This is a genomic window from Nocardia sp. NPDC050412 (assembly GCF_044458825.1).
In the GTDB taxonomy this organism is placed as follows: domain Bacteria; phylum Actinomycetota; class Actinomycetes; order Mycobacteriales; family Mycobacteriaceae; genus Nocardia.
In genome coordinates this window covers 81388-102904 of the sequence record NZ_JBITIJ010000005.1, presented here as the reverse complement: position 1 = coordinate 102904, position 21517 = coordinate 81388, and the positions used below count along the sequence as shown (strand labels likewise).

The following is a 21517-nucleotide window of genomic DNA, read 5'->3' as shown; positions in this document are numbered from 1 at the left end:
ATTGCATCACCCCCCTAGTCGGGAAGGAGCTTTCCCAAGGGACCCAGGTCGATGTTGAGATCTTCTGGGGTGAGGCCGAAATGGTCGCGCAGCTCGTCCATGCGTTGTTCGAGCAGCATAAGGGTGGTGCCGATGCGTTCGATCTGGGTCTCGGTCAGATCGCCGTCGTCCACGCGCCGCAGAGCCTGCCGTTCCATCAGCTGCCGCAGCAGCTCCACCAGTGTGAGCACGAGCGTGACCAGACCGCGCTCGACGGATTCGGGGTTGGTATCGATACGCGGTGGAATGCCGCCTATTTCAGTCATCTCGGGGCGGTTCCAGTTCAGGGTGTGCCGTCGCGGACTCGACCGAGGAGACAGACAAGCTACTGATGGATGAGATGAGGGCTCGCAGCGAGATCGCGACCAGGTCGACGTCCGCGATGGCCAGTCTGATATCGCCGGAGATGATTACCCCGCCGGCCAGCACTCGGTCCAACAGGTCGACGAGTGCGACCCGGCGCTCGCCGTCGACGCTCTGGTCGGTCGGTCTCATATCGGCTCCTGGTCCACACCGGCGAACGAATAGGGCGGCCACGGACCGGTGATTTCGAGCCGGATGCCGGGAAATTCCTTGCCGAGTTCGTCGACGGTCGCGGCGAAGTCACCGCCGTCGTCGTCATCGACCAGATAGGTGCCGTTGAGCACCATCCAGTCGCGGCGTCCGCTCAGCACCGGATCCGTCGCCGCTTGGCGATGTCCCGCCACGGAGTGTCGAACCAAGCGCGCATGGATCTCCCCGGCCTGCTCTGCCGCGTCGCGCTCCACAGTTGCCTGTGCGGACAGTTCCGCGCGGCGACGGGCCAGATAGGCTGTGCCCCTGCCCTTTTCGGTCCCTGTGCTCGCGGCCTCGGCATCGGCCACGGCGGCGGTGAGGGCTGCGCGGTCGGTATAGGCTTTCACGCCCCACTCGGTGCGTCCGGTCACCAAGGTCAGCGCCGCGATGAAGTCCGCACGCCGCGCATCGAGCAGCTCGCGCACCCGCTCGTCGTCGAGAAAGACAGTGGCCAGACGCAGCGGAACGGTCGGGCCGCGGCGCACCAAGGTCGACACGACGGCGTCGTGTGCCCGAGCCGTCGCCGCCAGCCAGTCCAGATCCTCGAAGTTCTGCCGTAGTGGTTGGTCCCCGAATACCGCGAGCGGCACCGATCCGACGAACGCCGCCAGCGCATCCGACACCACCGTGCGTACCACCTCGCCCGCCACGCCCGTGGTCGAGCCGGCTCCCGCCGCGGCGTCCGTTGCGCGCGTCACCGCGTACAGCCAGACGCCGACCTCGTCAGTCACGCCGCCTCGATTCCTTGGGTTCACGGCGGCGTTCGATAGATTGCGGGACCTCGCGTGCGGCTTCTAGTTCGGCGATCCGGTCACGCAGTTCCCGGTTCTCCAGTTCGAGGTCGTGATCCTGCCGCTCGAGTGTGCGGGCCTTGCTGTTGAGCCAGGGATCGGTCTCCCACCAGTCGATGCCCACCGCCTTGGCCGTCTCCAACGACGCGATGACCAGTCGCAGCTTGATCGTGAGCAGTTCGATGTCGAGCAGATTCACCTGAATGTCGCCAGCGATCACCAAGCCCTTGTCGAGCACCCGTTCGAGGATGTCGGCGAGATTCGTCGACTGATGTCCGCCTCCGAACGGCTGCGGTGCGGACGATTCGCCTCCTGGGACCACCGTCATCGTCGATCTCTTCGGCCGATATCGGTGCTGCCGCGCGTGTAGCGTCTGGTTCTGCGGTAGGCCAGCAGATTTCCGTCCAAATCGAGCTCGAGCTCGTAGAGCGCCAACATGTCCCCCGATGACGGGATACGGCGATCCTCGAGGACCTCCATCTCGACCAGCCATCCGTCCTCGATCGGCTCCATGGAGGTGACTCCCTCCACATGCTTCGAGGTCAGTTCCACGAGGATCTCGATCGCCGCGGCCGAGGCCTGCGCCGCGGTGATGGGGGGCGGTTCGTCCGGCGCCGCGTCGACATCCTCGGGGTTTTCCGGAGTGGTCATGCGTGCCACGCGAATCACTCCTTCCGTTTGGTCGCCGTCGCGTCGTCCGAGGACGGGAGTGTGCGATCGAGGACGGCTTGCTGCGCTTGTTTCCGCTCTTCTTCGGACAGGCGACCGGCCGCGGCGGCCTCATCGATCTCCTCGAGTTCGCGCCGCACTGCCGCGGGACTTTGTAGCTGCTGCTCTACCTGGTCCTGGATCAGTTCGCCCAGCCAGATCACGCCGCGCACCGGTGCGAGCGGCAACGACAAGATCGCTGAGACCAGACCCATGGTTCAGCTCTCGGGTGCCTGCTTGGTCACGAAATCGTAGGCTGCCATCGGTCCGAGCAGGGTCAGTTCGACCCGGTCGTCCCAGTCCCTGGCGAGCCGGCGCAACACATCCTCCAGATCGCCTTGCCGACTCGTGTCGACCAGAACCGCGACGTGCACGGCGTCCTCCTCGTGGGTGGGCTGGCGCTGGTTGACGAGCGGGTCGAATTCCTCGAGTTCGGAAATCACCCTGCGGGTGTCCTCGGCGCGTTTGGCTTCGATCGCCTGATTGATCATTTCGCCCAGTGCAATCCGGGCATCGCGGGTGGCGTCTTCGGGTTTGTCGTGGATCTCCTCGCGTAGCCGGGCGACTTCGGCGTTCTCGTCGATGAGTTCACGCAGCACGGCATTCTCGACGTAGCGTCCCTTGATCACGAACTGCGCACGACCCTCCAGTTCCGCCAGCGCGGCACGGAACTCGTCCTCGTGTTCCCCGAGCAGCTCGTTCTCCACCGCCTCCGCATCGGTCATCACCGCGCCGAAGCGCAGCGGCAGCACCGGAACGACGGCCGCCGACTCGTCCAGTAACTTGGCGTGCGCGGCGAGGTCATCGGGATCGCCGAGCCGGCGATCGGTGGCGACGTCACTGACCAGGGCGGCGATCTCGCCGTGTCGCACCACTGCGACATCGCCGGGGGGATCGCCGACACCACTGGCATGCGGCTGCGGCTCCACATCCGCGGGGACGATTCCGTAGACGTATAGGGCGTGGTCGGTAGCCATTATTCCTCCCTGCGCCGCGAAGACCGGGGTGCTGTTTGGCGCTTGTCCTCGACGTCGTCGAGGAAGCCCTTGACCTTCTCGCCCGCCGCTTCGAGCGCACCCTTGGTCTTGTGCTTGCTCGCGCCCTCGGTAACGTCGCCGACGATATCGGTCAAGCCCTTGGGTTCACTGGTGGAAATTTCGAGTCGGTTGACGGCCTCGGCAAAGCGCAGATACGTGTCGACGCTGGCAACGACGACGCGGGCGTCGACGGTCACCAGTTCGATGCCGACCAACGAAACACGCGCGAACGCGTCGATGACCAGCCCTTTGTCCAGAATCGTGTCCACAACGTCGGCAAGGCTGGAGGAATTCGGGCGCGCCATCGTGCCGGCTCCACCACCGCCACCGCCTGCGGGTTCGATCGTCATGTTCGTGCTCTCCTCTCGCTCGACCGGCGAGCTGCCGTGGTGCGGCGCTGCGAGCCCGATCGACGACGGGGCGGCGCGGGCGCGGTCTGCTCGTCCTCGTCTTGCTCGTCCTCGTCGTACTCGTCGGACTCGTCTTTCCGTTCCTTTTCGTCTCGATCTTCGTTGTCCGCGGTTTCGGCCTCGGCGCTCTCGTCCTCTTGCTCGCGCCGCGCGGTCTCGTCGTCCTTGACGACCTTGCTGTCGTGGATCTCGCCGTGCCAGCCCATGACGTCGTCGGGATGCAGCACAGCCTCGGTCATTACGTGCCGCTCGAATTGCTTCAGTTCCAGGCGGCATCGGCGACCGGCCGCGCGCCACAGGTTGGCTGTCTTCTCGAAGACGCCGTGGGGTCGGTACTCGAGCACCACGATGATGCGGGTGAGATCCGGCGTGATCTCGTGGAAGCTCACCGCCCCGTCGATGTAGCCCTTGGCGCCTGAGGAACGCCAGACAATTCGCTCGAAGGGCACCTGCTCGAGGATCGTGGATTTCCAAGTCCGCCTGGACCAGAACACCTTGCCGGTCCAGGTGAGTTTCTCGTCGGCGACCTGCTCGACCTGCTCGACCTTCTTGGTGAACTTCGGAAAGTCCGCGAACTGGGTCCACTGGTCGTAGGCAAGGTCGATCGGGACGCCGAGATCGAGCTGCTCGACGATATTGGTCGCTTTGCGCTCCTTGCCACCCCCATTGCCTTTGCCGCCGGTCATGGACTCCTTGACCGATTCGAAGTTGTCGCGAACGGAGTGCTTCACCTTCTCCATGCCCGCACTCATCGTCGCTCGCAGCGGCGAGGCGCCTTGGCTGAGTTTTTCCACTCCCGTTATCGCCGAAAGCAGATTTCCCCCACCGTCTTCCGCGTATTGATTAAGCCGGTCGGCGGTCTTCGATACCGTGCCCGAGAGCCCGGAGACCGCGCGTTCAGCCAGGGTTGCGGTGAGATTCTGCACCGATTGCTGCAAGGCGCTGGTCGGGACGGCTTTTTGGGTTTTCCGCTGGATGGTCGATCCCGCACGGGTGGCGGCTTTAGTAGCCCGCCCCGTGGAGTCGGCGGCCTTCTTGCCGACTCCGGTTGTCGCATCACGCAGTGTTCTGGCCGCCATCGGCCTCATCTCCTCGTGCGTCGCACGGGCGCTTCGTCGGATTCGTCGGTATCGACGCGACTACGGCGTCGGCGGGCCGAGGGCGCCTTACGCTCGGCGGAGCGGGGCGCACGGTCCGAGGTCCGAGAGCCCGTCCCACGGGCGGCGGTCCGCGTCCGTCGTGCCCGGGGCCGCGCGCTGGTCTGCTCGGAGTCCTCGTCGTACTCGTCTCGGGTTCGGCCGGAATCGTCCTCGTCGTAGGCGTCCTCGTCGTCTTCGTCCTCGGCGGGTTCTTCCTCAGCCGATTCGCCCTCGGGCCGTTCGTCCTCGGGCCGTTCGTCCTCGGCCAATTCGTCCTCGGGCCGTTCTTCCTCGTCTGAATCCGGCTCCTGCGACTCGCCTCGATCCTCCTGCGAGTCGGGTATCGCACGCTGCTGCAACCGGTCGTTGAGCGCGTCGATGCGGTTGCTGGCCGCGGTGACCGCGGCGGAGCGCACAGCGCCCAGCAACTCACCCTTGACGGTATCGGTGATCTGGGTCAGCTCCTGCGACGATTTGAGCAACGATGTCCCCCGCTCGAGCAATTCCCCAGTCATTCCCGTCGACCCCCTCGACATCGCCGCACCCGCCAGCGCCAACGCGAACCGCATCTTGCGCGTGCGCCCCAGCAGGTACCCGACGCCCACCCCTATCGCAATTCTTGCTCCACCTTGCACGGCTCACTCCTTGCTCGCCTCGACATCCGAACGCATCAGCGAAGCCGGGACGTCCGACATACGACGCCCAGAGTGGGATAGATCGGACGCAAAACATTCGGCAACTTCAGCGTATTCCTGGTTACCGGATAGGTCCATGGGTGCGGCCCGCGAAGAGCGGTCGGACTTCGCGGTTCAGGGGACGGCCGTGAACAGTTCGTAGCTGTGGCCATCGGGGTCGCGAACATATACCCCGCGCCCTCCGGCGAGGTGGTTGATATCCCGGTCCCAGCCGTTCTCGGGACCGGAACCGTAATCGACAGCAGGCCAATTCGACAATCGGTGCAGCACTGCGTCGAAGGTTTCGTCATCGACGAGGAACGCGTAGTGCCCTGGTTCGACACTGCCACGGTCGTCGAAGTCGAGAGTCAGATCGTCGTTGACGGTTACCGGCACGAACGGTCCGTTCGGAGCCGACACCGACCGACCCATCAATTCGGCGAAGAACGTGGCCGAGGTCTGCTTGTCGGTCGCGGGCACGATTGTGTGGTTGAGAACGATTGGCATTGCGACCTCCTGTGTTCGACCCGACCCGAGCCAATTTGTATGCGATACGCACATAAATATACGTGTGCATCGCATACAATGTCGAGGGTGAATGTCAGTGCTGCGCGAAATCATGAGACCGCCGAAGGTGGGCCGGCGCTGTTCCGGCTGGTCCGCTTCTGGTCACGGCGCTGGGTCAACCAGGCGCGCACAGATACCGCGGCAGCCCAGGACGAGGACATGCGCCAGGTCCAGCACATCCAGGTCGTCGAAGCCGTCACGGCCGGGCTGCGGACTTCCGACGAAGCCACCGTCTCGACAGTCGCCGATCAACTCGGCCTGGACCACTCCGGCGCCAGCCGCATGGTCCGCGACGCCGTCGCGGCGGGCTACCTCACCCGCGTCGACTCCGCCCACGACCGGCGACGAGTGGTCCTGGAACTCACCGACAACGGTCGAGACCTGCTCACCGCATCCCGCGACTGGCAACGCCGATGCTTCGACCGACTGACCGCGTCCTGGCCCGACCGCGACCGCCACCAATTCGCCGCCTACCTGCAACGCCTCGCCGACGAGACCACCCGCAACGGCGCTGAGTAGCGTCGACCGGTATGGCTACACCCCAGCATCCGGTCGCGACGGCGGGTACGCGGAAGTTGGCCGCGGCCTGCCGTGCGGAGATTCCAGTGCTGACCCGGCGGTTGCTGGCGGCGATTTTCACCGATAACCCGGAGTGGACGGATTACACCTCGGTGCCGCGCAAGGAGTTACGAGAAGGCTGTCGACAATATCTGACCCGGATTTTGGATCTGCTCGGTGGGGCGGCTACCGATCCCGAACACGATGATGTGGCCGCGGCGATCGGTAGGCATCGCGCAGCGCAAGCGGTGCCGTTGGAGGCGATGTTGCGCACATTCCGGCTCGGCGGCGCGATCGTGTGGGAGGCCTTGCTGGACAAGGCCGATGCGATCGACGCCCGGGAAGTCCGCGAGGCCGGCACCGCGATGTGGACGGTGATCGATGGGTTGTCCTCGTCGTTGGTCACCTCCTATCGCAATGCCGAGCTCGAACAAGTGCGCCGCGACGAGCGCCGCAGGCATGCCCTGATCGAGGATCTGCTCGCCGGTCGCGCCCATGATGCGACCTTCGCCGCACGGGTGGCGCGCGAGCTGAACCTGCCCGTCCAGGGTGCGTATCTGGTGGTCGCGGTCCGCGGCGGCGAGGGGCGGCCGCTGCGCACGGGCACCGAAGCCGCGTTGGGCGCGTTGGGGATTCGGTCGGTATGGCATGACCGGGTGGATGCCACGATCGGGCTCGTTTCACTAGCCCGTCACGACAGCGCGACCGTGCTGGCTCATCTTCGTCCCCAGATACGCGGACTGGCCGGTGTCTCGCCGGCTGTCGCGGGACTCGCGGATGTCGATACCGCGCATGCGCTCGCTCTCATAGCGATGCAGACAATGCCCAGGGAGGCAACGGGATTGGTCGCTCTCGACGAGCGTTATCCGGAAGCGCTGCTGGTCCGCTCGCCCGACCTGACCGAGCTGCTGGTCACCCGCACCCTCGGTCCGGTGCTGGCGCTGCCGGTCAAAGAGCGCGACTCACTGCTGCAGACCCTCGCGGTGTGGCTGGCGGAGAACTGCTCGGCGGCCAATGCCGCGCCGCGCCTGCATTGCCACCGCAATACCGTGATCAACCGGCTGCAACGTATCTCGACCCTGCTCGATCGTCCGCTCGAGGGGCAACGCTCCTACCTGGAGCTGTCACTCGCGCTCGCGGCACTCCAACTCGGCGAGCCACACTACCGATAGGCACCCGCGGAATTGGGCGCAGCGCCCATTTTCCAGACCGATTTCCTGGGCTTCGGAGTGATTGTTTGTGCGCAGGGTGGTGACGAGACTCGTCGATGATGACTCGCGCCATACCCGTGTCGAGTCGAAATCGTTCGAGACGAGGAGCACCACGAGTGCCGGACTTCGATCTTCTGGTAGTCGGCGGCGGCCCCGGCGGCTATGTGGCCGCCATCCGCGCGGCCCAGCACGGCTTGACAGTCGCCCTGGTGGAGAAGGAACGGCCGGGCGGGGTCTGCCTGAATTGGGGCTGCATTCCGACCAAGGCCATGTTGCGATCCGCGGAGGTTTTCCAGACTGTCAGCGCCGCAGCGGATTTCGGTGTCTACGCCGACAATGTGCGCTTCGACTTCCCGGCCGTGCGCCAGCGCAAGGACGGCATCGTCAAGGAACTCACCGACGGTGTCGCGGGATTGCTCGCGGCCAACGGCGTGACGGTCATCGAGGGCCATGCGCGCTTCATCGATCCCACCACCGTCGAGGTGCACCAGGTGGGTCCCTCCCCCATCGGCCCGGAAGGCCCGCGCTACGCCGCCGCTCCGACCACGCCGATCCGACAGGTCAGTGCGCGTGATGTGATCATCGCGACCGGCTCGGTGCCCGCTCGGCTGCCGATTCCGGGCGCTGATCTGCCGGGCGTGATCACTTCCGATGGCGCGTTCGGGTTGACCGAGGTGCCGAAGCGGCTCGTGATCATCGGCGGCAGCGCGGTCGGCGCAGAATGGGCCAGCCTGTTCGCCACCTTCGGCGCCGAGGTCACGATCGTCGAAATGCAGGACCGGCTCGTTCCCGCGGAAGACGCCGATATCGGGACCGCGCTGGGTCGCTCCTTCGGCAAGCGCGGCATTGCGGTGCTCACCGGTTCGACAGTGAAATCCATTGCACAAGAGTCGAATCGGACACTGCGAGTGTCCGTCGACGGCCAGCGGGCGCGCGAGCTCGATGCCGACGTGGTACTGGTCGGTGTCGGTCGGCGACCCAACACCGCCGACCTGGGCTTGGACATCGCCGCAATCGCCACCGACGACCGCGGATTCATCACCGTCGACGAGCAGCTGCGTACCGGTACCGCGCATGTGTACGCCATCGGCGACGTCACCGGTCGGGCGCTGCTCGCCCACGTGGCCTCCCACCAAGGCCTCACCGCCGCCGACGTGATCGCCGGACGTCAGGCGCATATCGATTACACGGTGATCCCCGCGGCCACCTTCACCCATCCGGAGATCGCCAGCGTCGGACTCACCGAAGCGGCCGCCCGCGCCGCCGGGCACGAGGTGATCACCGCGCGCTTCCCGTTCGCGGCCCTGGGCCGAGCCAAAACCTTCGGCGAGACCGAGGGGTTCGTGAAAATTGTCGCCGGGCAACAGCATCAAGAGGTTCTCGGAGTGCACATCATCGGCCCCTCGGCCAGCGACCTGATCACCGAAGGCGCACTGGCGATTTCGCTCGAGGCGACGCTCGACGAGCTGGCCGACACCATCCACGCCCACCCAACCCTCGGCGAGATCGGCATGGAGGCGGCGCTGGCCGGACTCGGACTGCCCGTACACATCGCGCCACGCAAACGCTGAGGAGCCACCGTGACCACGACCACCGCACCCCGGAAATTCACGTCGAAGGCCGCAGCCCGCAAGGCATTCGCCGGCACCGATCCCGACACCCTGCGCAGCTACTTCCGCGACATGCTGTTCGTGCGCCGCTTCGAAGAGCGCACCGCGCAGGGCTACACCCAGGCCAAGATCGGCGGCTACTGCCATCTCAACCTCGGCGAGGAAGCAACCGTCGTCGGACTCGCCGCGGCGATGCGCCCGACCGATTACCTGTTCACCAACTACCGCGAACACGGCTACGCGATCGCCAAAGGCATCGAACCCGGCCGGGTGATGGCCGAGCTGTACGGCCGATCCACCGGCACCTCCAAGGGCTGGGGCGGCTCGATGCATATGTTCGACACCGCGACCCGACTGCTCGGCGGTTACGGCATCGTGGGCGGTCAGTTGCCGCTGGCCGTCGGCGCCGCACTGGCCATCGACTATCGCGGGGGCGACGATGTGGTGGTCTGCCAAATGGGCGACGGCACAACGAATATCGGGGCATTCCACGAGTCGCTGAATATCGCGGCGCTGTGGCATCTGCCCGTGGTGTTCGTGGTGATCAACAACCAGACCGGCATGGGCACCACCGTCGAACAGTCCTCCGCCGAACCCGACCTCTACAAGCGGGCCAGCGCATACCGGATGCGGGGCGAACGAGTCGACGGGACCGATGTACTCGCGGTGCGGGATATCGCCATTGAACTGGTGGAAGCCGCTCGCCGGGAGGGAAAGCCGGCCCTGTTGGAAGCCGTCAGCCACCGACTCAAGGGGCATTCGGTGGTCGATCCCGCGAAATACCGTAGTGCCGAAGCGGTTTCGATCGCGCGCGAATCCGATCCGATCGCGCGGCTACAGCGGGAGCTGATCGCCGCCGGCTTCCTCGACGACGACACCGTTGCCGCTATCGAAGCCGAAGTGGGCGAAGGGGTCGACGCGGCCGTGGCATTCGCCGACACCAGCCCGCACCCCGAGCCGACGAGCCTGTTCGACTACACCTACGCCACCCCGGTGGCCGGTGAATCTCGACGGCTACCCGCCGATCCGCTGTTCTGAAAACACTTCCCGCGACCGCTGAGGACACCACCGTGCCTGTCATGACCTATCGCGAAGCGCTGCGCGAAACCCTGCGCGAGGAGATGCGTCGCGATGACGACGTCCTACTCATCGGGGAAGAGATCGGCGTCTTCGAGGGCTCCTACAAGATCACCGCCGGACTGCTCGCCGAATTCGGCGACAAGCGGGTCCGCGATACCCCGATCGCGGAAGAGGGATTCGTCGGCGCGGCCATCGGTGCGGCCATGCTCGGCCTGCGCCCCGTCGTGGAACTCATGACGATCAACTTCTCGCTGCTGGCCTTGGACCAGATCGTCAATCACGCGGCCAAGATCTACGGCATGTTCGGCGGACAGACCAGCGTCCCGCTGGTGATCCGCACGCCAGGTGGTGGCGGCCAGCAATTGGGCGCGACGCACTCGCAAAACATCGAGCTGTATTACGCGTTCGTGCCCGGCCTGAAGGTCGTCGCGCCGAGCACTCCGGCCGACGCTCGTGCGCTGCTGCGCGCCGCGATCGAGGACGACGACCCGGTGCTGTTCCTGGAAAACCTCGCCCTCTACAACACCAAAGGCGAAGTGCCCGAGGATCTTCCGCCCGCCCGAATTGGCAAGGCAGCGATCACACGTGCGGGCACCGACATCACACTCATCGGCTACTCGCGAATGGCGACGATCGCCACCCAGGTCGCCGAACGCCTTGCTGCCGAAGGGATCTCGGCCGAGGTCATCGACCTGCGCAGTCTGCGCCCCTTGGATCGCGACACCATTGTCAACTCGGTACGCAAGACCGGCTGCGCCGTGGTGGCCGAAGACGACTGGCTCACCTACGGCATCGGCGCGGAAATCGCCGCCTCCATCTCCGACGGCGCCTTCGACTACCTCGACGCCCCCGTTCGGCGAGTCGCCGCAGCGGAAGTGCCACTGCCCTACGCCAAAACCCTCGAGCAGATCGCGCTGCCGTCCGCCGAATCCCTGTACACCGCCGCCGCGGAGACACTCGCGGCCGTCGGCCGACGCCGCTGAGAGGACATCACATGCCCGACATCATCATGCCCCGCCTGTCCGACACCATGGAGGAAGGCGTCGTCGTCGCCTGGCTCAAGCAGGTCGGCGACAAGATCAGCCGCGGCGATATTCTCGCCGAAATCGAAACCGACAAAGCACTGATGGAACTCGAGGCCTACGAGGACGGCATCCTCGAACAGATTCTCTTCGAGCCGGGCTCACGGGTCCCGATCGGCAACACTATCGCGCTGATCGGCGACGGAACCGGGTCAGCGGCGGGCGGATCGAACTCTGCCGCCGAAAGCGGTGCGGCATCGAGTGATACGGCAAAGGACCGTGCGGCCAGTTTGCCAGCGCAATCGGAACGCACTGGTAGGCAAGATAATCCGATCGAAGCGGGCGGAACTGCGCCCGCCGTTTCGACGACAAGAGGGGTCGGAGCGCACAAGAAGTCCTCACCGCTGGCCCGCAAGATCGCCCGCGAACTCGACGTCGACCTCGCCACCGTAACCGGCACCGGGCCGGGCGGACGGATCACCCGCAACGATGTCGAATCCGCCCACCGCACCATCGCATCCACGCCTGACCTACCGTCAGCAGTCCAGCCCGCGGCATCCGCAACCGCCGCGGCTCCTCCCGCAGGCGACTACGACGAGATCCCGCTCAGCACCATCCAGCAGGTTTCGGCCAAACGGCTCACCGAAAGCAAACAGCAGGCCCCGCACATCTACCTGACCAGCGCAATCGACGTCACCGACCTGCTGGCCTTCCGCGCGGAGATCAACCGCACCCTCGAACAAGCAGGCAAAACCAAGGTCAGCGTCAACGACCTACTCGTCAAGGCGGTCGCCACCACACTGCGCACCGACCCCGCCGTCAACGTCTCCATCGCCGACGACAAACTGCTGCGGCACCGCGGAATTCACCTCGGCATCGCCGTCGCCGCCCCCGCCGGGCTCCTGGTTCCGGTCATCCGCGACGCCGACCGCAAAAGTGTCTCCGAAATCGCCACCGAGACCCGCGACAAAGCCGAACGCGCCCGCGACCGCAAACTCCGCGCCGACGAGATGAGCGGCGGCACCTTCACCATCTCCAACCTCGGCATGTTCGGCATCGAACAATTCACCGCCGTCATCAACCCACCCGAATCCGCCATCCTCGCCGTCGGCGCGGCCAAGGACGAACTGAGCCTCGACAACTCCCAGGTCGTGACCCGCAGCATCCTGCGCGTCACCCTCTCCGCCGACCACCGTGCGATCGACGGCGCCACCGCCGCACGGTTCCTCCAGCAGCTGACCGAAGTCCTGGAACACCCCCTGCGCATCATCACCTGACCGGCCTTCTCGCTGAACGGAAGGACCGGGCCACCTCACCGCCCCAACCGGCTACCGTTTTCCGCGTCCACTCCAACGCGACGAAGGAACACCAGTGAACTCACCGCTCGTATCACTGGCTCTGCCACTGGCTTTGGCCGTGATCATGTTCGGACTGGGTCTTTCGCTCAGCGTCGACGATTTCACCCGTACCGCGCGCCAACCCAGGACGGTCGCCACCGCGCTGGTATGTCAACTGCTCGTGCTGCCGGTAATCGCGTTCGGTCTGGTCCTGCTCTTCGATCTGCCGCCGACCCTCGCAGTCGGCATGCTGCTGCTCGCGTCATCGCCCGGCGGCACTACGGCCAACCTGCTCAGTCACCTGTTCGGCGGCGATGTCGCACTCAACGTATCGCTCACGGCTGTCAATTCGGTCATCGCGGTCGGAACAGCACCTCTGATAACGAACTTCGCGATCGACTACTTCGAACCCGAAGCCGGTGCGAGCGGACTCGGTCTGCAGTTCGGCAAGGTGGTCCAGGTATTCGCGATGATCCTGATCCCGGTCATCATCGGCATGCTGGTGCGGCGGCTGTCCGCCGATTTCGCCGACCGGATGGACCGGCCGGTGCGCATCGGGTCGGCGCTGACCCTGGTACTAGTCATAGCCGCGAGCGTGATCAGCGGTGCCGCCGACCTGCCGGGATATCTCCTCGATGTCGGCGCGGTCACCTTTGTTTTCTGCCTGCTCAGCTTGTCGGTGGGCTACTTCGTCCCCCGTTGGCTCGGCGTCGATATCCGGCAGGCGATAGCATGCTCGATGGAGATCGGCATCCACAACAGCGCCATCGCCATCACTATCGCCATCAGCGTTCTCGACAGCACCGAAATAAGCGTGCCCGCAGGGGTTTACGGTGGAATTATGCTGCCGGTCGCGGGCGCTGTCGGTTGGCTCATCACCCGACGACACACCGTGGCTCGGACTGAAGAGGGTGCGGGACTCAATCGCCGAATTCGGCATTGAGGCGGTGTAGGAGTTCGGCGAGTGTTGCCAGGTCGGATTCGGGCCAGCTCGACAGTCGTTCGTGCAGCGCTCGACGGCGAGCCGCGCGGGTGGCGTCGAGCCGCTGTTTGCCGAGCGTGGTCAGTGCGAGCAGCTGGGCGCGACCGTCGTCCGGGTCGGGTTGCCGATCGATGAGTCCGAGTTCCTCGAGTGCCGAAAGTTGGCGGCCGGTAGTGGCTTTCCCGATGCGGAAATAGCTGGCCAAGTCGCTGGGACGGCTGGGGCCGATCGCATCGAGCCGCATCAGGAAAGCGTAGGCGGCGGGTTCGAGACCAGGATGGACGCGTTCGGCGGACTCGAACGAGGTCCTACGGCTGCGCCGCAGCGCCACAATGAGCTGTTCCTCGATCTCGTCGATCGTTTCGTTCACCGTCTTACCCACCTCCACAGCGCCGCGTGAAGCATACGGGTTACTCAGCAGTGGCCGACTCTACTCTCGGACGCGGACCCGGCTGCTTCGACTACGGGGTCGGGGGCAATTGTGGTGCGCAGCGGGACCTCCCGGATGAACAGGACAGCGATCAGCGCGAGCACCGCCAGGGGCGCGGTGTAGAGGAAGGCATCGGCGACGCCGTGTCCGTAGCCGTCTTCCACTACGGAGCGGACCGGAGCCGACAGCGCGGGCAAGCTGGGCAGTCTGCTACTCGAATGTGCGCCGCTGCCGGAGATCCCCAGCCGAGCCAACCCCGATTCTGTGTAGCGGGTGATGCTGTTCGCCATGACCGCCCCCAGTGCGGCAACACCGATCGCTCCGCCGAGAGATCGCATGAATGCGACAGTCGCGCTGGCCGCGCCGATCTCGTGGATGCGCACTTGGTTCTGTACGGCGACTACCAAGTTCTGCATGATCATGCCGACCCCGGCACCGACGCAGAACATGTACATGGCCAGCAGTCCGTAGGGTGTGTCGGCGCGGACAGTCCCCAACGTGGTGACACCGACGACTATGAGCACACTGCCGATGACGAGGACGATCTTCCAGCGACCGGTCCGGGAAATCAACCGCCCCGACACGATCGACACGATCGCCAGCCCGAAGATCATCGGCAGAGTGAGCAAGCCGGCCGCAGTCGGTGACGCATCCCGGGCGAGCTGAAAGTACTGGCTGAGGAAGGTGGTGCCGGAGTACATGGCTACACCGGCGACCAGGGATCCGATGACGGCAAGCACGATGGTGCGATTGCCGAACAGGTATAGCGGGATGATCGGCTCACTGGTCTTCGACTCCGTCAGCAGCAACAGCGCGACCAATACCACGGTGCCACCGAGCATCACGCCGGTCTGCCAGGACAGCCAAGCGTACTTGTCACCCGCGAACGAAACCCAGATCAGTAGCAGCGAGGTGGCGGCGGCCACGAAAGACGCACCGAGCCAGTCCACCCTCGTCTGCCGCTTGACCATCGGCAGGTTCATCGTCTTCTGGAGCACGACCAGTGCGACCGCCGCGATCGGGACGCCGATGAAGAAGCACCACCGCCAGCCCAGCCAGGAAGTATCCACGATGGCACCGCCCACCAGCGGTCCAACGACCGTTCCGACGGCGAACAGACCGCTCATGTATCCGCCGTAGCGACCGCGCTCACGGGGCGAGACCATGACCGCCATGATGGTCTGGGTCAGCGCCGTCATGCCGCCCGCGCCGACACCCTGAATCGTCCGCGCCGCGATCAGCTGTCCCGTGTTGGCCGCCAGGCCCGCGATAATCGAGCCGACGACGAAGATGACCAGGCTGATCTGCACCAGTAGTTTCTTGTCGACCAGATCCGATAGCTTTCCCCAGATGGGAGTGGTCACCGTCATGGCGAGCAGGGTCGCGGTGATCACCCAGCTGTAGGCGGTCTGGCCCGCATGCAGATCCGAGATGATCGTGGGCAGCGCGTTCGCCACGATGGTCGAGGACAGGATTGCGACGAACATGCCAGTCAACAGTCCGGTCAGCGTTTCCATGATCTGACGGTGGGTCATCGGGGCGCTGAGCTCGGGGTGCTTGTTCAGGTTCGGTGCGGCGCTCTGCTGGCCGGCGTCCTGTAATGGCTGCTGCGACACGGCAGGCCTCACTCTCTCGCGGCGCTAGTGCACGCGGCACCGAATTACCCGCTGAGTGGATGTTGCCGCGGACCCGTCGATAGTTGCTTGGGGCTACCATATCAGATTAGTTGCCCAAGGCAACTAGTCGGAGCCTCTCGTCGGGGCCGTCCCGAGGTTTCGAGCTACGACAGAAGCCGTCCGGCTGCGTCGACGACGGGCGTTTCAGCTGCGGCACGTCGAGAGAAATCGGCCGCACTGGGCAGCCACGGTTTGGTTGCGCTGAAGAAGATCGAGGTGTTGAGGACCACCAGCAGCAGGCACAGCGGCGGAACCGCACCCACGATCGCTTTCGTGGCCAGCGAGAGCTCACCGGGATTCGTTATGTTGAACGCGTTTCCGACGACGCTGGCGGCGACACCGCTCAGCAGCAAAACCCCGAAGTACAGTCGGATGATTCCGGTCGGGTACGGCAATGTTCCAACCATCACGTAGCAGTATGCGATCTGAAAGACCGTGAGGCCCACCACAATCGGCCAGAGCCACGCGATGATGGACGGCGTTCCGGCCAACCGTGCCAGATGGTGTCCGAACGTGAAGGATGCGACCGCCGCCACTGCGATGAGGACCGAGGCGGACACAACAGCGACCCTGTTGACGCAGAGTCGCTCAGTCCATGGATTCATCTGTTCCTCCAAAGTGAGAAAGCTTGCGAGTGGCGGAAATTCGTCGCCGCCGAAATCGAGCGTGCGGCCAGGCAATAGCAAGAGTCGAACGACGAGGCTCGTTGCTTCCGGTCGATGTAACGAACCCGATCGCTGTCCCGGGCAATCCAGGTTAGAGAAAAGCTGTGCGCGTGAACTTTTCAACGCGACACCGCCGCGCGGGTCGGGATTGTTCGACGAGTTGTTGCGGCAGAATCGGTTCGCCGCTACGCGGGTAGTCCTATCGGCGACAGAGCTCGCTGCGCCGACGCCGCAGGCACTCGTCGCGCTAGGCCGGTTGTGTAGCGAGTTGGGCGATTTCGGCAACAACGAGCGACGATCGCACTGGTCACAACGGGCCCCTTCGGGTCTTGTCTCTCCTCGATGCAGCTTTGCCTGGCAAGTATGCCCCCACCGGCACACCGACACGCGGAATACCGACATCCACTGGCCACCGCACTGGATCGCGATCGGTTCTTCGCCCGGAGTCGCGACGAGCGAGGCGGCGCTGCGTCGAGCGCGCTCGGCCGAGGTGCGGATCCTCCATGTCGACGATTCGCTCACCCAGGTGTGGGGCAAGCCGGCCTGGTCGAAATGACCATGCCGCGACGTCACTTGCTGGCGACCGGCCAACTCCGCGACGAGATCGATCGCGGGGTGAAGCCAGCTGTTTCGGGTGCGGTGGGCCGGGAACGCCCAGTGTATGGAGAAAGTAGTGGAACGCGAAAGCAAATGGGAGGTCGACGGGGTCTTTACACTTCCGCCATTGGACAACCTGGCCTCCGACAGTCGTGTCGAAAAAACATCGGTCGAATTGACCAGCACCTATTTCGACACCCCCGAGCGAGACCTGCTCGCTCACAATCTCACCTTGCGGCGGCGCGAAGGCACCGACGAATCCGGTTGGCAGTTGAAAGTTCCCCATCCGAAGGGTCGCACCGAATTGCATGCTCCGCTCTCGGAGGAACTGCCGCCCGAGTTGATCGAGGTGGTCACCGGCGCGGCGCTGGGCAAGCAACTGCACGCGGTTACCACAATTCACACGCTGCGTAATCGCCACCGCGTACTCGGGCCGGACGGTGAATTGATAGTCGAAGTCGACGATGACATCGTCGATACGACACCGGCAGACAGCGGTTCCGTCGCCTGGCACGAGATCGAGGTCGAACTCGGCCCGCGGACCGACGCGGTACCCGCGGCGCTGGCGGACAGCCTCGCCAAGGCGGGCGCACGCAGGTCGGAGTTTCCCTCCAAGCTGTCTCGCGTGCTACCCGCGCGGTCCGGCCCGGACACCGACACTGCCGCGGAGCGCGCCATCTATAACTACATGACCGCGCAGATCGATATGATCTTCGCTGGCGACGTCGCTTTGCGCCGCGGCCAGGATCCGATCCACGACACCCGCGTCGCGACGCGGCGCCTGCGCAGCACCCTCCGCGTTTTCGGAAAGTTGCTGGACCGTTCCGCCATCGGTGCCATCGAGGACGAATTGAAATGGTATGCGGGGTTACTCGGCGATGTGCGCGACTGCCACGTCCAACATCGCCGTCTGGCCGACCAGGTGAACAAACTGCCGCCCGAACTCGTTCTCGGCCCGATCGCCGCGCGCATCGACAGCACGATCCTGGCCCGACAGGTGCCCAGCCGCGACGCACTCACCGCGGCCATGGACTCGACGCGCTACTTGAAGTTGCTCGCGACCCTGCATGCCTGGCAATCGCAGCCACCGTTCGACCGACGAGTTCGCCGACGTGAACTCGTGAAACAGACACACAAAGCCGCGCGCAAAGCCGATCACCGGCTCACGGCCGGCCTGCACAACCAACGGCACGCGTCATTGCACCGAGCCCGCAAAGCCGCCAAACGAGCCCGCTATGCCGCCGAACTGCTCGAGCCCGCGGGAAAACGCAAGCAAGCGAAGCCGAACATCAAGTACTACAAGACGATTCAACGCGTGCTCGGCGACTACAACGACGGCATCGTATCTTCACAATTCCTGTGGCGCACCGCGACGACCGCAGGCACAACAGCGGGCGAGAACGGCTTCACCTTCGGCCTGCTGTACGCAAACGAAATGCACGCCGCCGACGATGCCCGTCGCAAGGCCGCCACAATCGCCGCGAACAGATATTCGTGACCTGAATTCAGTGATGAATCACTTTCGGCGGATTGAAAGTCGTTGCAGCACCGGCTAAGTCGGCCCCACTCCGGCCTCGGTCGCCGCCAGCGCGGCAACAACCTCCCCTGCGGTGAGCCTCGGCAGCCAGTCGCGGCGCTGCGCGGCGGTTCCCCACCGATCCAGCGCGGCGGCGACCATGCCGTGCACCGTGACCAGCGATCGCAAACTCGTGCAGTGTTCCCCGAGCGTCGCGGCGATCCGGCCGAGTTCACGAGCATCCAGACCAGCGCCACCGAATGTCACCGGCCGATCGGCACCCAGCAGCCCGGTCCGGGCCGCGAGCGTGATCATCTCGTCGGGCAAGCACGTGCGATCCCACTGGGCCGCATCCGATTCCGCGGCCGCGACCACCTTCTCGACATCGATCACGATGGTCCCGTCCCGGACTGCTTACGCTCGACGAACTCGGCCGCGCGGGCCGCGGTGCGGAAGTTGTCGAGATCGAGATCCTCGACATCGACCGAGATCCCGTAGGTCTGCTCGACGTGTACGACGATCTCCAGTGCCCGTAGGGAATTGACCAGCCCCAGCGCGAAAATATCGTCGTCATTGCCTAATTCGACAGCGGCGATCGAGCCGAAGTACGCCCGCAACTCCTCTGCCAACTCCGCGCGGCGTGCCACGACCGGCTCCACCTGTTCCACGCGCACCCTCACCTCTCGATGTCATCCCGGTGGCGAACGGCCGTGCGCCCTTGCAGAACACGACAACACGGGCCGTGATCACCCGACAAGCCCCGGTTTCCACGGGCCGCGGGCGCTGCCCCACTGCCGAATTACGGATCCGCTCGGTCCGACTATGCGGCACCGCAACATCATTGCGAACCCCGCAAAGAATCGAAAGTCTCACTCGCCGCGTACGATTCGGAAATGAAATCCTGCCATGCCGGATCGCAAAGGTTTTTCGCATATGAACGACGCAAAAAGCCCGCCATGCGCCGCAAATCATCCTCGTCATTGCGATAGATATTGCAGCACTTCGGGTTCAGGAAGACCCCACGCGCCACATTACGTGGCCGGGTACGCCGAAAGCGCCGAGTTCGCAGGTCCGGGGCAGATCAGTGACCGTAAAACAGAACGCAGCAGATGCGGCATCAGAACGCCGCCGGGCACGTCATGCAATTCGGCGGACAGCCTCGGCCCGGCTCACCAATTATTGAAAATTCCGGTCGCCGAGGGCGGTGGACAATTGGGCACAAGGGCGAAAGGCTGTTTGTGAAGTACTCGCCGGAGGGATCTGATACCCCTCGGTGCGGGACCGGGCTCAACCATTTCGAAGCGAGCGACGACGGCGTCGGATTCGGCGACCCTCGAGCGCATCGTGTACGCCGTTTCCGATCCCACACCTGACCGCTGCACGACCTGCCATCGATCGCTGACAGATTGGAGTGATATTTATGCGAACGGACGGAGACAGCTGGGACATCGTTACGAGCGTGGGTCTGACCGCCCTGGGCGTCGCCACATTTCGCGCACTCGAGACCCTCGATCCCGAGCCGATGATTCACGACGACTACGCGGCATGGTTCGTCCAGGCGGCGGGTGAACCGCACTTTCTGCGGAAACTGGACGACCCGGCATCGGCGGGCACAGTCGGACTGTTCGGGCGCTTCATGGGGGTTCGGACAAAGTTCTTCGACGATTTCTTCGCCGCGGCATGGCAGCGGGGTGCGCGGCAGGCAGTGATCCTGGCATCGGGTCTGGACGCTCGGGCGTATCGGCTGGATTGGCCCGCGAGCACGGTCGTCTTCGAGATCGATCAACCCCGCGTGCTGGAGTTCAAGAACCAGGTGCTCGCCGAGCACGGTGCCGTGGCCAGGGCCGATCGGCGCGCACTTGCGGTCGATCTGCGCGACGACTGGCCCGCCGCGCTCACTACCGCGGGTTTCGATCCGGGGCAGCCGGCGGCGTGGTCGGCCGAGGGGCTATTGCCGTTTCTGCCGGGTTCGGCACACGACGCGTTGTTCGAACGCATCGACGCCCTGTCCGCGCCCGACAGCTGCGTAGCCACCGACGACTTCGGCCGCGGCATGGACCAGCGCCACTTCGACATGGAGGAAAAGTTCTTCGGCCCCAACCCGTTCGGCAACTTGAACGTGCACGACCTGTGGTACGACGACGCCCGCGCCGATCCCGGGGACTGGCTGGCTCAGCACAACTGGTCGGTTCACCGCGTCACCCCCTTCGACCTGGCCGCCATCTACGGCCGCCCGATCATCGACTTGCCTAACGACCTGCCCGCCGAGCTCCTCGACCGATTACAGCGGGCGTCCTACATATCCGCCGAGAAGCACCAGTGAACCCACAGGAGCAGCGTCACGAGGCGCCCTAGCGGATTTCCCACGCACGCAGACCCGCGGGCTGGGACCATGGATGGGTGCGGCACGGCGAGTGCCGCGTTCTCTTCCCGTTGTGTTCAGCGATTCATCCCCGCTACACAGGAGGAACCGAGATCCATGACGACTACTCGGAATTGTCGGCGCACCACCCGTGTCGCGACCGGCTTCGCAGCGATGGCGACCGCGCTGGTTGTGACGGCTGCCCCCGCTCTAGCCGCGGCGACCATCGACATCTCCCGCGCCGGACCGACCATAGTTCAAGTCACCTATAGTTGCGACGACTCCGACGGAGTCGCCAGTATTCAGGCGATGATGGGCGAACCCACTGCCGATGGTCCCGCCGCCCAGGGCATTCAGAACGCCGTCACCTGCGACAACGCCCAACACGACGCGAGCATCCCGATGACCGCAACCTCTGGCCAGCCACCCCTGGGTTCGGGCCAGGTCCAGGTGCGAGTCGCCCTCGTCGACCGCAATGACACCGTTGTATCCGGACAGGCGAAGCTATTCAGCGTGTCATAGCGGAACAGCCGGGGCGAGCCCTACGCGGC

At 64.9% G+C, this 21517-nt stretch carries 27 protein-coding genes; 10 read left to right on the top strand and 17 right to left on the bottom strand.

Annotated elements, in window-relative coordinates; genetic code table 11:
* Window positions 1-14: 14 nt before the first annotated feature.
* The 11 genes from ACIBI6_RS14910 to ACIBI6_RS14860 all read right to left on the bottom strand — a co-directional run bounded on the left by ACIBI6_RS14910 (window position 15) and on the right by ACIBI6_RS14860 (window position 5860).
* The gene (locus tag ACIBI6_RS14910; RefSeq protein ID WP_364345843.1) at window positions 15-305 is read right to left on the bottom strand and encodes a gas vesicle protein K; all 291 of its coding nucleotides are present in this window, start codon (window positions 303-305) and stop codon (window positions 15-17) included.
* Complete coding sequence (locus tag ACIBI6_RS14905; protein ID WP_364345841.1) at window positions 298-534, bottom strand: gas vesicle protein; 237 nt, start codon at window positions 532-534, stop codon at window positions 298-300. The genes ACIBI6_RS14910 and ACIBI6_RS14905 overlap by 8 nt, the downstream gene beginning before the upstream one ends.
* Complete coding sequence (locus ACIBI6_RS14900) at window positions 531-1325, bottom strand: GvpL/GvpF family gas vesicle protein (protein WP_364345839.1); 795 nt, start codon at window positions 1323-1325, stop codon at window positions 531-533. Before ACIBI6_RS14900 ends, ACIBI6_RS14905 begins: the two co-directional genes overlap by 4 nt.
* Window positions 1318-1713, bottom strand: coding sequence for a gas vesicle protein (locus ACIBI6_RS14895; RefSeq protein ID WP_364345837.1), 396 nt, complete (start codon window positions 1711-1713; stop codon window positions 1318-1320). Before ACIBI6_RS14895 ends, ACIBI6_RS14900 begins: the two co-directional genes overlap by 8 nt.
* Window positions 1710-2036 (bottom strand): gas vesicle protein GvpO, encoded by a 327-nt coding sequence (gene gvpO, locus ACIBI6_RS14890; RefSeq protein WP_364346089.1) that lies wholly within the window; start codon window positions 2034-2036, stop codon window positions 1710-1712. The genes ACIBI6_RS14895 and gvpO overlap by 4 nt, the downstream gene beginning before the upstream one ends.
* A 14-nt stretch (window positions 2037-2050) precedes the next feature.
* A complete protein-coding gene (locus ACIBI6_RS14885; protein ID WP_364345835.1) occupies window positions 2051-2308 on the bottom strand; it encodes a gas vesicle protein GvpG in 258 nt (85 codons plus the stop codon).
* A gap of 3 nt (window positions 2309-2311) precedes the next feature.
* On the bottom strand, window positions 2312-3070 hold the full coding sequence (locus ACIBI6_RS14880; RefSeq protein ID WP_364345833.1) for a GvpL/GvpF family gas vesicle protein: 759 nt from the start codon (window positions 3068-3070) through the stop codon (window positions 2312-2314).
* On the bottom strand, window positions 3070-3480 hold the full coding sequence (gene gvpJ / locus ACIBI6_RS14875; protein ID WP_364345831.1) for a gas vesicle protein GvpJ: 411 nt from the start codon (window positions 3478-3480) through the stop codon (window positions 3070-3072). Before gvpJ ends, ACIBI6_RS14880 begins: the two co-directional genes overlap by 1 nt.
* The gene (locus ACIBI6_RS14870; protein WP_396956579.1) at window positions 3477-4619 is read right to left on the bottom strand and encodes an SRPBCC family protein; all 1143 of its coding nucleotides are present in this window, start codon (window positions 4617-4619) and stop codon (window positions 3477-3479) included. Before ACIBI6_RS14870 ends, gvpJ begins: the two co-directional genes overlap by 4 nt.
* A 5-nt stretch (window positions 4620-4624) precedes the next feature.
* A complete protein-coding gene (locus tag ACIBI6_RS14865) occupies window positions 4625-5314 on the bottom strand; it encodes a hypothetical protein (RefSeq protein ID WP_396956578.1) in 690 nt (229 codons plus the stop codon).
* Between the two features lie 174 nt (window positions 5315-5488).
* Window positions 5489-5860, bottom strand: a complete 372-nt coding sequence (locus ACIBI6_RS14860; RefSeq protein WP_364345825.1) for a VOC family protein — start codon at window positions 5858-5860, stop codon at window positions 5489-5491.
* Window positions 5861-5947: 87 nt separating this feature from the next.
* On the opposite strand from ACIBI6_RS14860, the gene ACIBI6_RS14855 reads away from it, so the two are divergent.
* From ACIBI6_RS14855 to ACIBI6_RS14825, 7 genes are all read left to right on the top strand, one after another.
* Entirely contained in the window at window positions 5948-6439 is a 492-nt protein-coding gene (locus tag ACIBI6_RS14855) for a MarR family winged helix-turn-helix transcriptional regulator (RefSeq protein WP_396956577.1), read from the top strand.
* 11 nt (window positions 6440-6450) lie between these two features.
* On the top strand, window positions 6451-7650 hold the full coding sequence (locus ACIBI6_RS14850; RefSeq protein ID WP_396956575.1) for a PucR family transcriptional regulator: 1200 nt from the start codon (window positions 6451-6453) through the stop codon (window positions 7648-7650).
* Between the two features lie 155 nt (window positions 7651-7805).
* Window positions 7806-9260, top strand: a complete 1455-nt coding sequence (lpdA, locus tag ACIBI6_RS14845) for a dihydrolipoyl dehydrogenase (RefSeq protein WP_396956574.1) — start codon at window positions 7806-7808, stop codon at window positions 9258-9260.
* Between the two features lie 9 nt (window positions 9261-9269).
* Window positions 9270-10337, top strand: a complete 1068-nt coding sequence (gene pdhA / locus ACIBI6_RS14840; RefSeq protein ID WP_396956572.1) for a pyruvate dehydrogenase (acetyl-transferring) E1 component subunit alpha — start codon at window positions 9270-9272, stop codon at window positions 10335-10337.
* Between the two features lie 41 nt (window positions 10338-10378).
* A complete protein-coding gene (locus tag ACIBI6_RS14835; protein ID WP_364345815.1) occupies window positions 10379-11362 on the top strand; it encodes an alpha-ketoacid dehydrogenase subunit beta in 984 nt (327 codons plus the stop codon).
* A gap of 11 nt (window positions 11363-11373) precedes the next feature.
* Window positions 11374-12678: a dihydrolipoamide acetyltransferase family protein gene (locus ACIBI6_RS14830; RefSeq protein WP_396956571.1), complete on the top strand. Its 1305-nt coding sequence runs from the start codon at window positions 11374-11376 to the stop codon at window positions 12676-12678.
* A gap of 94 nt (window positions 12679-12772) precedes the next feature.
* Window positions 12773-13681, top strand: coding sequence for a bile acid:sodium symporter family protein (locus ACIBI6_RS14825; protein ID WP_396956570.1), 909 nt, complete (start codon window positions 12773-12775; stop codon window positions 13679-13681).
* Here ACIBI6_RS14825 and ACIBI6_RS14820 read toward each other — a convergent pair.
* The 3 genes from ACIBI6_RS14820 to ACIBI6_RS14810 form a co-directional block, all read right to left on the bottom strand.
* Window positions 13659-14090: a MarR family transcriptional regulator gene (locus ACIBI6_RS14820; RefSeq protein ID WP_364345809.1), complete on the bottom strand. Its 432-nt coding sequence runs from the start codon at window positions 14088-14090 to the stop codon at window positions 13659-13661. The two genes, ACIBI6_RS14825 and ACIBI6_RS14820, sit on opposite strands and share 23 nt — an antisense overlap.
* A gap of 44 nt (window positions 14091-14134) precedes the next feature.
* The gene (locus ACIBI6_RS14815; protein WP_396956568.1) at window positions 14135-15766 is read right to left on the bottom strand and encodes an MDR family MFS transporter; all 1632 of its coding nucleotides are present in this window, start codon (window positions 15764-15766) and stop codon (window positions 14135-14137) included.
* Window positions 15767-15930: 164 nt separating this feature from the next.
* A complete protein-coding gene (locus ACIBI6_RS14810) occupies window positions 15931-17274 on the bottom strand; it encodes a hypothetical protein (protein ID WP_396956567.1) in 1344 nt (447 codons plus the stop codon).
* On the opposite strand from ACIBI6_RS14810, the gene ACIBI6_RS14805 reads away from it, so the two are divergent.
* On the top strand, window positions 17264-18586 hold the full coding sequence (locus tag ACIBI6_RS14805; RefSeq protein WP_396956566.1) for a CHAD domain-containing protein: 1323 nt from the start codon (window positions 17264-17266) through the stop codon (window positions 18584-18586). The two genes, ACIBI6_RS14810 and ACIBI6_RS14805, sit on opposite strands and share 11 nt — an antisense overlap.
* 54 nt (window positions 18587-18640) lie before the next feature.
* Here ACIBI6_RS14805 and ACIBI6_RS14800 read toward each other — a convergent pair whose 3' ends face one another.
* The 3 genes from ACIBI6_RS14800 to ACIBI6_RS14790 form a co-directional block, all read right to left on the bottom strand.
* Entirely contained in the window at window positions 18641-18997 is a 357-nt protein-coding gene (locus ACIBI6_RS14800) for an acyl-CoA dehydrogenase family protein (RefSeq protein WP_396956565.1), read from the bottom strand.
* Window positions 18994-19272 carry an acyl carrier protein gene (locus ACIBI6_RS14795; protein WP_396956563.1) on the bottom strand — a complete coding sequence of 93 codons (279 nt, stop codon included), beginning with the start codon at window positions 19270-19272 and terminating at the stop codon, window positions 18994-18996. The genes ACIBI6_RS14800 and ACIBI6_RS14795 overlap by 4 nt, the downstream gene beginning before the upstream one ends.
* 170 nt (window positions 19273-19442) lie before the next feature.
* On the bottom strand, window positions 19443-19673 hold the full coding sequence (locus ACIBI6_RS14790) for a hypothetical protein (protein ID WP_396957044.1): 231 nt from the start codon (window positions 19671-19673) through the stop codon (window positions 19443-19445).
* A gap of 351 nt (window positions 19674-20024) precedes the next feature.
* Here ACIBI6_RS14790 and ACIBI6_RS14785 point away from each other — a divergent pair, with 351 nt between their 5' ends.
* Both ACIBI6_RS14785 and ACIBI6_RS14780 read left to right on the top strand, forming a co-directional pair.
* A complete protein-coding gene (locus ACIBI6_RS14785; RefSeq protein ID WP_396956561.1) occupies window positions 20025-20927 on the top strand; it encodes a class I SAM-dependent methyltransferase in 903 nt (300 codons plus the stop codon).
* A gap of 156 nt (window positions 20928-21083) precedes the next feature.
* A complete protein-coding gene (locus ACIBI6_RS14780; protein WP_396956559.1) occupies window positions 21084-21488 on the top strand; it encodes a hypothetical protein in 405 nt (134 codons plus the stop codon).
* Window positions 21489-21517: the final 29 nt, after the last annotated feature.